The 12,963-nt window shown below is 66.8% G+C and carries 11 protein-coding genes; 10 read left to right on the top strand and 1 reads right to left on the bottom strand.

What is annotated here, in order from left to right; genetic code table 11:
• The first annotated feature begins 171 nt into the window (after nucleotides 1-171).
• Nucleotides 172-4,086, top strand: coding sequence for a DUF3683 domain-containing protein (locus AC3A84_RS15655; protein WP_487970955.1), 3,915 nt, complete (start codon nucleotides 172-174; stop codon nucleotides 4,084-4,086).
• Entirely contained in the window at nucleotides 4,086-4,562 is a 477-nt protein-coding gene (locus AC3A84_RS15650; protein ID WP_487970954.1) for an HIT family protein, read from the top strand. The genes AC3A84_RS15655 and AC3A84_RS15650 overlap by 1 nt, the downstream gene beginning before the upstream one ends.
• Nucleotides 4,563-4,569: 7 nt before the next feature.
• Here the strand turns inward: AC3A84_RS15650 and AC3A84_RS15645 are convergent, their stop codons facing one another.
• Nucleotides 4,570-5,631, bottom strand: coding sequence for a GGDEF domain-containing protein (locus tag AC3A84_RS15645; RefSeq protein ID WP_487970953.1), 1,062 nt, complete (start codon nucleotides 5,629-5,631; stop codon nucleotides 4,570-4,572).
• Nucleotides 5,632-5,805: 174 nt separating this feature from the next.
• Here AC3A84_RS15645 and AC3A84_RS15640 point away from each other — a divergent pair, with 174 nt between their 5' ends.
• The 8 genes from AC3A84_RS15640 (at nucleotide 5,806) to AC3A84_RS15605 (ending at nucleotide 12,954) form a co-directional block, all read left to right on the top strand.
• A complete protein-coding gene (locus AC3A84_RS15640) occupies nucleotides 5,806-6,240 on the top strand; it encodes a gamma-butyrobetaine hydroxylase family protein (protein WP_487970952.1) in 435 nt (144 codons plus the stop codon).
• A gap of 58 nt (nucleotides 6,241-6,298) precedes the next feature.
• Entirely contained in the window at nucleotides 6,299-7,030 is a 732-nt protein-coding gene (gene ubiE, locus AC3A84_RS15635) for a bifunctional demethylmenaquinone methyltransferase/2-methoxy-6-polyprenyl-1,4-benzoquinol methylase UbiE (RefSeq protein ID WP_487970951.1), read from the top strand.
• A 35-nt stretch (nucleotides 7,031-7,065) separates the two neighbouring features.
• The gene (locus tag AC3A84_RS15630; protein WP_487970950.1) at nucleotides 7,066-8,106 is read left to right on the top strand and encodes a Tim44 domain-containing protein; all 1,041 of its coding nucleotides are present in this window, start codon (nucleotides 7,066-7,068) and stop codon (nucleotides 8,104-8,106) included.
• 101 nt (nucleotides 8,107-8,207) lie between these two features.
• On the top strand, nucleotides 8,208-8,792 hold the full coding sequence (locus AC3A84_RS15625; RefSeq protein ID WP_487970949.1) for a ubiquinone biosynthesis accessory factor UbiJ: 585 nt from the start codon (nucleotides 8,208-8,210) through the stop codon (nucleotides 8,790-8,792).
• Nucleotides 8,789-10,354: a ubiquinone biosynthesis regulatory protein kinase UbiB gene (gene ubiB / locus AC3A84_RS15620; protein ID WP_487970948.1), complete on the top strand. Its 1,566-nt coding sequence runs from the start codon at nucleotides 8,789-8,791 to the stop codon at nucleotides 10,352-10,354. The genes AC3A84_RS15625 and ubiB overlap by 4 nt, the downstream gene beginning before the upstream one ends.
• Before the next feature lie 90 nt (nucleotides 10,355-10,444).
• On the top strand, nucleotides 10,445-11,893 hold the full coding sequence (locus AC3A84_RS15615) for a high affinity choline transporter 1 (RefSeq protein ID WP_487970947.1): 1,449 nt from the start codon (nucleotides 10,445-10,447) through the stop codon (nucleotides 11,891-11,893).
• A gap of 95 nt (nucleotides 11,894-11,988) precedes the next feature.
• Nucleotides 11,989-12,288 carry an FmdB family zinc ribbon protein gene (locus AC3A84_RS15610; RefSeq protein ID WP_487970946.1) on the top strand — a complete coding sequence of 100 codons (300 nt, stop codon included), beginning with the start codon at nucleotides 11,989-11,991 and terminating at the stop codon, nucleotides 12,286-12,288.
• A 42-nt stretch (nucleotides 12,289-12,330) separates the two neighbouring features.
• Nucleotides 12,331-12,954, top strand: a complete 624-nt coding sequence (locus tag AC3A84_RS15605) for a DUF502 domain-containing protein (protein ID WP_487970945.1) — start codon at nucleotides 12,331-12,333, stop codon at nucleotides 12,952-12,954.
• The last annotated feature ends 9 nt before the right edge of the window (nucleotides 12,955-12,963 follow it).

The following is a 12,963-nucleotide window of genomic DNA, read 5'->3' as shown; positions in this document are numbered from 1 at the left end:
CCGCTATTGGCGGACTGCAGGTCGATCCGGTCGAGCAGGGGGCGCCGCAAGCTCTGCGGGCGGGTGCCCACGGAGCCGCGTCGCAGCGCCTGGATGGCGGGTGACTTAAAATCCCGTCCCCTCCCCCAAGGCACAGCGGGCGTCCCACGAGCCCGACCCAGGTTGATCCCCATGAATGTTCCGATAGCGCTGGCCACCCTGCAGGCCCAGGTCGCCGAGCCCGCTCGCCTGCGCGAGATTCCCTACAACTACACCTCGTTTTCCGACCGGGAAATCGTCATCCGGCTGCTGGGCTCCGATGCCTGGGATGTGCTGGACCAGCTGCGCCGCGAGCGCCGCACAGGCCGCTCCGCGCGCATGCTGTATGAGGTGCTCGGCGACATCTGGGTCGTGCAGCGCAACCCCTACCTGCAGGACGACCTGCTGGATAACGAGGGCCGCCGCAAGATGCTGGTGGAGGCCCTGCAGCACCGCTTGGCCGAGATCGGCAAGCGCCGCACCCCGGGCGAAGACGAGGAGCGCGACCGCCTGGTCGGCCAGCTGGTCGAAGCCGCCCGCCGCGCCATCGCCGAGTTCGACGCCACCTTCGCCCTGGCCGCCCAGCTGCGCCGCCAGGTGCAAAAGCGCCTGGGCCGTCATACGGCCAAGGACAACATCAAGTTCGACGGCCTCTCGCGCGTCTCGCACGTGACCGACGCCACCGACTGGCGCGTCGAATACCCGTTCGTGGTGCTCACCCCCGACTCCGAGGCCGAGATGGCCGCGCTGGTCAAGGCCTGCATCGAACTCGAGCTGACCATCATCCCGCGTGGCGGCGGCACCGGCTACACCGGCGGCGCCATTCCGCTGACCTGGCGCAGCGCGGTCATCAACACCGAGAAGCTCGAAGCCATGACCGAGGTGGAGATGCGCCGCCTGCCAGGCATCGAGGGCGAGGTGGGCACCATCTGGACCGAGGCCGGCGTGGTCACCCAGCGCGTGGCCGATGCGGCCGAGCGCGCGGGCTTCGTCTTCGCGGTCGATCCGACCAGCGCCGAGGCGTCCTGCATCGGCGGCAACATCGCCATGAACGCGGGTGGCAAGAAGGCCGTGCTATGGGGCACGGCGCTGGACAACCTGGTCAGCTGGCGCATGGTGACGCCCGAGGCGCAGTGGCTCGAAGTCACGCGCCTCGATCACAACATGGGCAAGATCCACGACGTGGAGACGGCCACCTTCGAGCTGCAGTATTTCGAGGCCGACGGTAGGACGCCGATCCGTACCGAGCGGCTGGCCATCCCCGGCCGCACCTTCCGCAAGGAAGGCCTGGGCAAGGACGTGACGGACAAGTTCCTCTCCGGCCTGCCCGGCATCCAGAAGGAAGGCTGCGACGGCCTGATCACCAGCGCGCGCTGGGTGGTGCACCGCATGCCGGCCCACACGCGCACCGTGTGCCTCGAATTCTTCGGCAACGCCAAGGACGCGGTGCCCTCGATCGTCGAGATCAAGGACTTCATGTTCGCCGAACAGAAGCGTTCGGGCGTGCTGCTGGCCGGCCTGGAGCATCTGGACGACCGGTATCTCAAGGCCGTGGGCTACGCCACCAAGAGCAAGAAGCACGGCGGCGGACTGCCCAAGATGGTGCTGTTCGGCGACATCGCGGGCGATGACGCCGACGCCGTGGCGCGCGTGACCAGCGAGGTCGTGCGCATCGCCAACTCCCGCGCAGGCGAAGGCTTCATCGCCATCAGCCCCGAGGCGCGCAAGAAGTTCTGGCTGGACCGCAAGCGCACGGCCGCCATCAGCCGGCACACCAACGCCTTCAAGATCAACGAAGACGTGGTGATCCCACTGCCTCGGATGGCCGAATACACCGACGGCATCGAGCGCATCAACATCGAACTGTCGCTGCGCAACAAGCTGCAGCTGTGCGACGCGCTGCAGGATTTCTTCCTGCGCGGCAACCTGCCGCTGGGCCGCCAGGACGACGCGCACGAGATCCCCTCGGCCGAACTGCTGGAAGACCGCGTGGCCCAGGCCGTGGCGCTGCTGGGCGAGGTGCGCGCCCTCTGGTCCGGCTGGCTGCAGGACGTGGAGACGCTCTTTCCCCAGCTGCAGGACCACACCCTGCGCGCCAGCTGGAAGACGCAGATCCGAGAGCCGCTCGCCAAGATCTTCCCCGGTGCGGCCTTCAAGCCCATCATGGACGAGGCGCAGGCCATCCACCAGCGCGTGCTCAAGGGGCGTGTGTGGGTCGCGCTGCACATGCATGCGGGCGACGGCAACGTCCACACCAACATCCCCGTCAACAGCGACGACTACCAGATGCTGCAGACGGCCCACGAGGCCGTGGCGCGCATCATGGTGCTGGCGCGCAGCCTGGACGGGGTGATCTCGGGCGAGCATGGCATCGGGATCACCAAGCTCGAATTCCTGACCGACGACGAACTGCGCCCCTTCGCCGACTACAAGCGCCGCGTGGACCCGCAGGGCCGCTTCAACAAGGGTAAGTTGCTGCGAAATCAGGAGCATTCTGCCCAGGCAGCGCAAGCGCCAGGGGCCGTTTCGGCCCGCGAATCGCTGATGTTCTCGGACCTGACCAACGCCTACACGCCCAGCTTCGGCCTGATGGGGCACGAGTCGCTGATCATGCAGCAGAGCGACATCGGCGCCATCGCGGATTCGGTCAAGGATTGCCTGCGCTGCGGCAAGTGCAAGCCGGTGTGCGCCACCCACGTGCCGCGCGCCAGCCTGCTCTACAGCCCGCGCAACAAGATCCTGGCGACCTCGCTGCTGGTCGAGGCGTTCCTCTACGAAGAGCAGACGCGCCGCGGCGTCTCGATCAAGCACTGGCAGGAGTTCGAGGACGTGGCCGACCACTGCACGGTCTGCCACAAGTGCTACACGCCGTGCCCGGTCAAGATTGACTTCGGCGACGTGACCATGAACATGCGCAACCTGCTGCGCAAGATGGGCAAGAAGACCTTCCGTCCGGGGAACGCGCTGGCCATGGGCATGCTCAATGCCACCAACCCCGACACCATCAAGCTGATGCGCACGGCCATGGTGGACGTGGGATTCAAGGCCCAGCGCATCGCCGTCGATCTGCTGCGCAGCTTCGGCCGCAAGCAGACCGCGCACCCGCCCGCCACGGTGGGCTCGGCGCCGGTGAAGGAACAGGTCATCCACTTCATCAACAAGAAGCTGCCCGGAGGCCTGCCCAAGAAGACGGCGCGCGCGCTGTTGGACATCGAAGACAAGGACTACGTGCCCATCATCCGCAATCCGGCTGCCACCACGGCCGAGACGGAGGCGGTGTTCTACTTCCCCGGCTGCGGTTCCGAGCGCCTGTTCTCGCAAGTCGGCCTGGCAACCCAGGCCATGCTCTGGCATGCGGGCGTTCAGACCGTGCTGCCGCCGGGGTACCTGTGCTGCGGCTATCCGCAGCGCGGCAGCGGCCAGTTCGACAAGGCCGAGAAGATGATCACCGACAACCGGGTGCTCTTCCACCGCGTCGCCAACACGCTCAACTACCTGGACATCAAGACCGTGGTGGTGAGCTGCGGCACCTGCTACGACCAGCTGCAGGGCTACCAGTTCGACAAGATCTTCCCGGGCTGCCGCATCATCGACATCCACGAATACCTGCTCGAAAAGGGTATCCAGCTGCAGGGCAAGGGCGCGTACCTGTACCACGAGCCCTGCCACAGCCCCATGAAGCAGCAGGACTCGATGAAGACCGTCAAGGCGCTGGTGGGCGATCAGGTGCTCAAGAGCGAGCGCTGCTGCGGCGAATCCGGCACCCTCGGCGTGACCCGGCCCGACATCTCCACCCAGGTGCGCTTCCGCAAGGAGCAGGAGATCAAGAAGGGCGAGGCCGCGCTCCGCGCCAGCGGCGCTGTCGCTCCGCAGGAGAACGTGAAGATCCTCACCAGCTGCCCCAGCTGCCTGCAGGGCCTGAACCGCTACCAGGACGACCTGAACAACGGCCTGCTCGAAGCCGACTACATCGTCGTCGAGATGGCGCGCGAGATCCTGGGCGAGAACTGGATGCCCGAATACGTGCAGCGCGCCAATGCGGGCGGCATCGAGCGGGTCCTGGTCTGATGGCTGTCCCGGCTGTTGTCGCCACCGCTCCGCTGGCTGTCGCCGGCTGCCCGCTTTGCGAGGCCGATGGCGGCACGCTGGTCTGGCGTGGCGAACGGCTGCGCGTGATCCGCGCCGACGAGGCCGGCTTTCCCGCCTTCTATCGCGTCGTGTGGCACGCGCATGCGGCCGAGTTCTCCGATCTGTCTGTGGAGGACCGAGCGCACTGCATGGCTGCCGTCTGTGCCGTGGAGCGGGCGCTGCGCGCCGACCTGCGGCCCGCCAAGATCAACCTGGCGGCGCTGGGCAACATGGTGCCGCACCTGCATTGGCACGTGATCGCCCGATTCGGCTGGGATAGCCACTTCCCCGCGCCGGTATGGGCTGCGGCGCTGCGTGAACGGGTGCCAGGGGAGGAGGCGCGCGTCGCAGCGCTGCTGCCGGCGGCCGAGCAGGCCATGTGTCGCGAGCTGGACAGTCTGGGCAGCAGCCGCTGAAGGCGGCTCACAACGCGCCGCAGGCGGTGGTTACGCGGTCGCGTCCCGCATCCTTGCTGCGGTAGAGCGCGCGGTCGGCGCGGGCAATGGCACTGGAGAGCGGTTCGTCCGCTCCCACCTCGCACACGCCCAGGGAGAGGGTGGCGCCGATGCGCCCGCTCGCGTGGTGCATCGGCGCTTCTGCCACCGCGCTGCGCACCCGTTCCGCCAGGATCCGTGCGGCTTCCGCGGAGGTGTCCGGCAGCAGGATCAGGAACTCCTCTCCGCCCCAGCGCGCCACCACGTCGTGCGCACGGCTGGCCCGCAGCAGCAGGGCGCCGATGGAGACGAGTACCTGATCGCCCACATCGTGGCCGTAGCGGTCGTTGATGTGCTTGAAATGGTCGATGTCCGCGATCACCAGAGCCGTCGGGCGGCCTGCCAGGCGCGCTTCGGGCAGCGTGCGTTCCGCGCGCGCGATCAGGTTGCGGCGGTTGGACAAGCCGGTCAGCGGATCGGTCGCGGCCTGCGCCTGCAGCTGCTCTTCGGCGCGGCGCACCGTGTCGTAATAGAAGCGGGCGGTGTACGCCGCCATGCAGAACACCACGGCTACATTGAAGCCGTGGACCACTGCCAGTCCGTGCGCGCTCAGCGGGGTCAGGGGGCCGACATGCCGCGACACCGTGTGCAGCCCCATGTAGAACACGAACAGCATCAGCAGCAGCACGGTGGTGCGCAACTGTCGCCTGGTGCTGACGATGATGGCCGGAATGAACATCAGCAGGTAGTAATGGAAGCCGCTGTCCCAGCCGATGAGCCACGTGCCCAGCGCGGCGTGGCCTGTTACCTCCAGCCAGATCAGCAGCAGCGCGGCCACGTTGGCGCGGCGGATCAAAAGCCCGTAGGCCGCGGCGTAGAGCGCGATACTGAGCAGGTTCAGCCAGGCCAGAACGGGTGAGCCCAGCACCGTGAAAAGGATCAGGAAGGCCAGATCGACCCCGGCAGCCATCACGGTAACGCGTCGTGACATGATCCAGAACGCCTTGTGCGCGAGCTTGCTTTGCGCCGGGATAGCCGAGTTTGCAGTCATGAAAAAGGTGATGCGATGTTTGCATCCAACGGTAACCGGCCCTGCGCAGGGGGTCAATCGCCGCGCTCTCGGAGGGGGGCTCGATCGTCGAGCGCCGGGCAGGCGCGCAGCAGTGGGACAATGCGGGCCGCTTCTTTTTCCCGTCACTCAGACAACAGTACAGGTGAACATCCCATGGCAGGTTTGACCGCAGGCGCGCCCACTCCGCAATCCATCACGGTGCATGGCGCATCGCGCGTGCTGGAAGTGGCGTTCTCCGACGGTGCGGTGTTCCGCATCCCGTTCGAGCTGATGCGCGTCTATTCGCCTTCGGCCGAAGTGCAGGGCCACGGCCCGGGCCAGGAAGTGCTGCAGACAGGCAAGCGCGCCGTGACGCTCGCGTCGCTGGAACCCGTGGGCAACTACGCGGTCAAGCCGACCTTCTCCGACGGGCACGACAGCGGCATCTTCTCGTGGGACTATCTTTACCAGCTGGGCCGCGAAGAGGCGGCCCTCTGGGCCGACTACGAAGCCCGCCTGCAGGCGGCCGGCGTGGATCGCGACGCGCCCATGGCCGCCAAGGCTGCCGGCGGCGGTCACGGGCATGGCCACGGGTGCGGCGGGCACTGAAGCCGTCGTCGCGCCAGCACACCACACAAACCCCCGTTCAACCTTGAGCATCAAAGATATGAGCACCACGCATTTCGGATTCCAGTCGGTGGACGAACAGGAAAAGGCCCGCCATGTGCGCGGCGTCTTCGATTCCGTCGCTTCCAAGTACGACGTGATGAACGATCTGATGTCCGGCGGGCTGCACCGCGCCTGGAAGGCCTACACCGTCATGGTCGCCAACCTGCGCGAAGGCAGTCAGGTGCTGGACATCGCCGGCGGCACGGGCGACTTGGCCCGCGCCTTTTCCAAGAAGGTGGGCGCCTCCGGCCGCGTGGTGCATACCGACATCAATGAGGCCATGCTGCGCGTGGGCCGCGACCGCTTGATCGACGAGGGCATCGTGCTGCCGACCGTGGTCTGCGACGCCGAGGCGCTGCCTTTTCCCGATGCCCATTTCGATGTGGTGAGCGTCGCTTTCGGCCTGCGCAATATGACCCACAAGGACGTGGCCATCGCCGAGATGTGCCGCGTGCTCAAGCCGGGGGGCAAGCTGCTGGTGCTGGAGTTCTCCAAGGTCGCCAAGCCGCTCGAGAAGGTTTACGACTGGTATTCGTTCTCGGTGCTGCCGCGCCTGGGCAAGCTGGTGGCGGGCGACGACGCCAGCTACCGCTATCTGGCCGAATCGATCCGCATGCATCCGGACCAGGAGTCACTCAAATCCCTCATGCAGCAAAATGGCTTTGGACATGTGGACTATCACAATATGACTGGCGGTGTCGTGGCCCTGCATGTTGGAATCAAGTGCTGATCCAAATTAGAGACACGCACAAGTAGGAGAGAGCGATGATGAAATTCTGGTCCGTGGTCCTGGCCGCGATGTTGGTGGTGGCGCATGTGGACGCCGATGCCAAGCGCTTGGGCGGAGGCCGTTCGGTGGGCAAGCAGTCCAGCCAGGTGACGCAACGCGAATCCGCAGCCACGCCGCCCGCAACCCCTGGCGCGCCGGTGCAGAACGCGGCCCCCAGCAACGCTGCCGCCGCCAAGCCGGCTACACCCGGCGCTGCCCCTGCTGCTGCCGCGCCCAAGAAGCCCTGGGGCGCCATGCTGGGTGGCCTGGCCGCCGGCCTGGGCCTGGCCTGGCTGGCCCACTCTCTGGGCCTGGGCGCCGAGTTCGGCCAGTTCCTGATGATCGCGCTGCTGGTGCTGGTGGCTTTCGTGGTGATCGGCATGATCATGCGGGCCCGCAGCAAGCCCGCCGCGCCGGCCCGCTCGCCCTTCGCATTCCAGGGCGCAGGAGCAGGCGAGGGCGCCGCGACGCCCGCAGAAGCCCAGGTCCCGCGCCAGTACAGCCCGGCCAACGTCGGCAACGACGCCTCGGCTCGCCCCTGGGAGCGCAGTGCCACTGCGTTCGAAGCGGCCCGCCCGGCTGCCGGCGCCGCGACGGCCGGTGGCGTGGTCATCGGCTCCGCTTTGGCCGGCTCGCAGAATTGGGGCGTGCCCGAGGGCTTCGACGCCGAAGGCTTCCTGAGCGCCGCCAAGCGCAACTTCACCACGCTGCAGGCCGCCTGGGATGCATCGAACATCAACGTGCTGCGCTCGATGATGACCGACGGCATGCTGGAAGAGATCCGGGCCCAGCTGCACGAACGCGAACTGCACCGCGACGCCAGCCAGCCCAACCACACCGAAGTGGTGATGCTGGAAGCGCAGCTGCTCGGCATCGAAGACCTGGGCGACGGCTACATGGCCAGCGTCGAGTTCTCCGGCATGATCCGCGAAGAGGCATCCGCCGGACCCAGCCCGTTCCGCGAAGTGTGGAACATGACCAAGCCCAAGAGCGGCTCCACCGGCTGGCTCGTGGCCGGGGTGCAGGCGCTGCAGTGATCTGCCCACGCCCTCCCGGTCCGGTGCAGCGCATCCGGGCCGGCGGCGTATAGGGGCAAGGCGCTGCGCGCCGCTCCCAGTTCAGGGAATAATCGGGGACTATGGCAACACAGTCCCCTTTTTCGTTCCTGGACGGTCTCTTCGAGCGCCTGGCCAGTGGTCCGCAGCCGCCGCAGTGGCTCATCCATGAGGTGCAGCATCGCGCGGTCCTGTTCCTGAACCACGTGCTCATGCAGGAGCCCCAGGCCACGGAACGTCTCGCCCGCCAGCGCGGACGCGTGGCGCAGGTGCAGTGGCGCGCGTATTCGGTCGCGCTGCAGATCACCCCTGCCGGGCTGCTCGACCTGGCCCAGGCTGACGCGAAGCCCGATCTGCGCCTCGAAGTCACCGACACGTCCCCGCTCGCCCTGGCCCAGGCGGCACTGCGGGGCGACAAGCCTTCCATCCGCATCGAGGGCGATGTGCAGCTCGCCGCCGAAATCAACTGGCTGGTCGATCACGTCCGCTGGGACGTCGAGGAAGACCTCGCCCGCGTGATCGGTGATGCGCCCGCGCACGCCGTCGGCTCCGTGGCCCGCAAGGCGGCCCAGGCGCTGCGCAGCTTCGTGGGTTCCCGCATGGGCGCAGCGGGTGCGGCGCCGGCACCTGGCTCCATGGCTGCCAGCAGCGACACCACGGCGCCATGAGCCGCTTTTTACGCGGGTGCACCATCGTCTGGGTGGCGTTGCGCTACGGCCTGGACGGGCTGGTGCTCACCAGCTTCCAGAAACCCTGGCTGCGCCTGCTGGCGCGCATCATCTCGGTGGGCCGTGACCTCGACGCGCCGCGCGGCCAGCGCCTGCGCGAGGCGCTGGAGCGCCTGGGCCCCATCTTCGTCAAGTTCGGGCAGGTGCTCTCCACCCGCCGCGACCTGATGCCGCCCGACATCGCCGACGAACTGGCCCTGCTGCAGGACCGCGTGCCGCCGTTCGACCCCAAGATCGCCATCGCCACCATCGAGCGCGCCTTCCGCCGCCCGGTCGACGAGGTCTTCGTGTCGTTCGACCGCGAGCCCATCGCCAGCGCGTCCATCGCTCAGGTGCATTTCGCCGTCATTCGGGACCGCCAGGGCCGCGAGCGCGAAGTGGCCGTGAAGGTGCTGCGCCCGGGCATGCTGCCGGTGATCGAGAACGATCTGGCGCTGATGCGCATGATGGCTGGCTGGGTCGAGGGCCTGTCGGCCGATGGCAAGCGCCTGAAGCCCCGTCAGGTGGTGGCCGAGTTTGACAACTACCTGCACGACGAGCTGGACCTGGTGCGCGAGGCGGCCAATGCCGCCCAACTGCGCCGCAACATGCAAGGCCTGGAACTGGTCGAGATTCCCGAGATCTTTTGGGACTACTGCCACTCCGAAGTGCTGGTGATGCAGCGCATGAAGGGCGTGCCGATCAACCAGATCGAGCGGCTACGTGCCGCTGGCGTGGACATTCCCCAGCTGGCCCGCGACGGCGTGACGATCTTCTTCACCCAGGTCTTCCGCGACGGTTTCTTCCATGCCGACATGCATCCCGGCAACATCCAGGTGAGCCTGGAGCCGGAAACTTTCGGCCGCTACATTTCGCTCGACTTCGGTATCGTCGGCTCGCTGACCGAGTTCGACAAGGAATATCTGGCTCAGAACTTCACGGCCTTCTTCCGTCGCGACTACAAGCGCGTGGCCGAGCTGCACATCGAAAGCGGTTGGGTGCCCCCGACCACCCGCGTCAACGAGCTGGAAAGCGCCATCCGCGCAGTGTGCGAGCCGTACTTCGACCGGCCGCTCAAGGAGATCTCGCTCGGCATGGTGCTGATGCGCCTGTTCCAGACCTCGCGGCGCTTCCAGGTCGAGATCCAGCCCCAGCTGGTGCTGCTGCAAAAGACCCTGCTCAACATCGAGGGGCTGGGCCGTCAGCTCGACCCCGAGCTGGACCTCTGGAGCACCGCCAAGCCCTTCCTGGAAAAGTGGATGCTCGACCAGATGGGGCCCCAGCGTCTGCTGCGCGAGCTGCGCGCCGAAGCACCGCATTTCGCCAAGATGCTGCCCGAGCTGCCGCGTCTGCTGCACGGCTACCTCCAGCAGCGCCCGAACGAGAGTCGGCGCGAACTGCTGGAGTTGATCGCGGCCCAGAAACAGACCAATCGCTTGTTGCAGGGGCTGGTCTATGGTGGCCTGGGTTTTGCATTGGGTCTCTTGGCCATGCAGCTGCTGGTGCGTGTGCGCATCTTCTGATGGGGCCGGCGCGGTTCCCGTTGCGCTCGCCCCTTTCCGCCTGTTGTCTTTTTCTTCTCCCCACCACTTCGCGACATCGAGGAGCATGCCGTGCTGTTGACCCTGGTCATTGCCTACCTGTTGATCACCATCGCCATCGGACTCGTGGCCGCACGGCGGGTCAGGAACACCACGGACTACGCCATCGCCGGGCGACACCTGCCGATGTTCATGATCATCACGACCACATTCGCCACCTGGTTCGGCTCCGAGATCGTGCTGGGCGTGCCGGCCAAGTTCATCGAGGGCGGCCTGCACAACGTGATCGAGGATCCGTTCGGCGCAGGGATGTGCCTGGTGCTGGTGGGGCTCTTCTTCGCCGGCAAGCTGTACCGCATGAGTCTGCTGACCATCAGCGACTACTACCGCGAGCGCTACGGCCGCGTGATCGAGACGGCCTGTTCGCTCATCATCATGCTGAGCTACCTGGGCTGGGTCTCGGCGCAGGTGACGGCGCTGGGGCTGGTGTTCAACCTGCTGTCCGGCGGGACGGTGAGCATTCCCATGGGCATGGTGATCGGCGTGGTGTCCATCCTGGCCTATACGCTCTTCGGCGGCATGTGGTCGGTGGCAGTCACGGACTTCCTGCAGATGATCATCCTCGTGGTGGGCCTGCTGGTGCTGGCCTTCTTCGCTGGCGACATGGCCGGCGGACCCGCCAAGGTCATCGAACTGGCATCCAGTCGCGACCTCTTCAAGTTCCTGCCCGAGCCCACGCTGCGCGACACGATCTTTTTCTTCGCCGCGGCCATCACCATGATGCTGGGCTCCATCCCGCAGCAGGACGTGTTCCAGCGCGTGATGTCGGCCAACTCCATGAAGGCCGCCACGCGCGGTACCGTCATCGGCGGCACGGCCTACATTCTGTTTGCCTTCGTGCCCATGTTCCTCGTGGTGAGCGCGCTGATCATCATGCCGGAGCGGGCCCAGCAGTTGCTGGCCGAAGATCCGCAAAAGGTGCTGCCCACCCTGGTGATGGAGAAGATGCCCTTCGTCATGCAGGTGCTGTTCTTCGGCGCCTTGCTGTCGGCGATCAAGTCCTGCGCGTCGGCCACGCTGCTGGCGCCCAGCGTCACTTTCACCGAGAACATCTGGCGCCAGTTCCGCAAGGGCAGCAGCGACCGAGAGAACCTGCTGACCATGCGCGTGAGCGTGCTGGTATTCAGCCTGGCTGTGCTGCTCTATTCGATTCGCATGCAGGGTACGCCCATCTATGAACTGGTGTCGGGCGCCTACCAGGTGCCGCTGGTCGGAGCGTTCGTTCCACTGGTGGCGGGCCTCTACTGGCGCCGGGCCAGCACGCAGGGGGCCGTGTGCGCCGTGGTGCTGGGCATCGGCGTCTGGATCGCGGGCCTGTCCATGGCCTGGGGCGAGGTCTTCCCCGCGCAGCTGGCTGGTGTGCTGGCTGCAGCCTTTGGCATGGTGGCCGGCTCGCTGCTGCCGCAGTGGGTGTCAGACACCCGCACGCCGCACCGCATGCTGACGGTGGGGCCTGCCTGAGCGGTGTGCCAGGCCGCAGGCCTGGCGCGAAGGGCTCTACGGCCCGGCGACCTATAATCGCCGGCTTTGTCCCATCCCTTACGCCTTAGCCTCCGATGCCTATTTACGCCTACAAATGCGGCTCCTGCGGCCACGCCAAGGATGTGCTGCAAAAGATCTCCGATGCGCCGCTCACGGTCTGCCCGGCCTGCGGTGCGGAGGCGTTTTCCAAACAGCTGACGGCGGCCGGTTTCCAGCTCAAGGGCTCCGGCTGGTACGCCACCGACTTCAAGAACAGCGGCAGTGCCCCTGCCAAGCCGGCGCCCACCGACGGCGCGGCGGCAGCCCCGGCCGCTGCTGCACCAGCGGCAGCGCCAGTGCCAGCGAGCGCTCCTTCCGGCGCTGCTGCGGCCTGACTTCCCTATCCTTCCTCGTCTTACCAACTGCGTCCGCCCCGAATGTCCGCTTTGCGCAAATGGCTGCTCACCGGCCTCCTGGTCATCGTGCCCGGTGTCATCACGGCCTGGGTGCTGCACTGGATCGTCAGCACGCTCGACCAGACCCTGCAGATCCTGCCGCTGTCCTGGCAGCCCGACCGGCTGCTGGGCTTTCACATCCCCGGCTTCGGGGTCTTGCTGACCCTGGGCATCCTGCTGGCCGTGGGCGCGCTCGCGAGCAACTTCGCAGGCCGCAAGCTGGTGCAGTGGGGCGATGCGCTGGTCAGCCGCATCCCGGTGGTGCGTTCGATCTATTCCAGCGTCAAGCAGGTGTCGGACACACTGTTTTCCGAGAGCGGCAATGCCTTCCGCACCGCCGTGCTGGTGCAGTGGCCTCGCGAGGGCGTATGGACGGTGGCCTTCGTGACCGGCGCGCCCAGCGGTGAAGTCGCGGCCTACCTGCGCGACGAGTTCGTGAGCGTCTACGTGCCCACCACCCCCAACCCGACCGGCGGCTACTTCGTGATCATGCGCAAGAGCGATTGCGTTGAGCTGGACATGAGCGTGGACACGGCGCTGAAGTACATCGTCTCCATGGGGGTGGTGGTGCCGCCCGACCCCGTGCAGCTCGATTCCCAGCACTAGCCGGCAGTC

Source organism: Paracidovorax sp. (genome assembly GCF_057642795.1).
This window is presented reverse-complemented; position numbering and strand designations above follow the sequence as displayed.

Bases quoted from the DNA above. Each gene is read 5' to 3' on its own strand.
- AC3A84_RS15655 (WP_487970955.1), top strand. From the start codon at position 172: ATGAATGTTCCGATAGCGCTGGCCACCCTGCAGGCCCAGGTCGCCGAG.
- AC3A84_RS15650 (WP_487970954.1), top strand. From the start codon at position 4,086: ATGGCTGTCCCGGCTGTTGTCGCCACCGCTCCGCTGGCTGTCGCCGGC.
- AC3A84_RS15645 (WP_487970953.1), bottom strand. From the start codon at position 5,631: ATGACTGCAAACTCGGCTATCCCGGCGCAAAGCAAGCTCGCGCACAAG.
- AC3A84_RS15640 (WP_487970952.1), top strand. From the start codon at position 5,806: ATGGCAGGTTTGACCGCAGGCGCGCCCACTCCGCAATCCATCACGGTG.
- ubiE (WP_487970951.1), top strand. From the start codon at position 6,299: ATGAGCACCACGCATTTCGGATTCCAGTCGGTGGACGAACAGGAAAAG.
- AC3A84_RS15630 (WP_487970950.1), top strand. From the start codon at position 7,066: ATGATGAAATTCTGGTCCGTGGTCCTGGCCGCGATGTTGGTGGTGGCG.
- AC3A84_RS15625 (WP_487970949.1), top strand. From the start codon at position 8,208: ATGGCAACACAGTCCCCTTTTTCGTTCCTGGACGGTCTCTTCGAGCGC.
- ubiB (WP_487970948.1), top strand. From the start codon at position 8,789: ATGAGCCGCTTTTTACGCGGGTGCACCATCGTCTGGGTGGCGTTGCGC.
- AC3A84_RS15610 (WP_487970946.1), top strand. From the start codon at position 11,989: ATGCCTATTTACGCCTACAAATGCGGCTCCTGCGGCCACGCCAAGGAT.
- AC3A84_RS15605 (WP_487970945.1), top strand. From the start codon at position 12,331: ATGTCCGCTTTGCGCAAATGGCTGCTCACCGGCCTCCTGGTCATCGTG.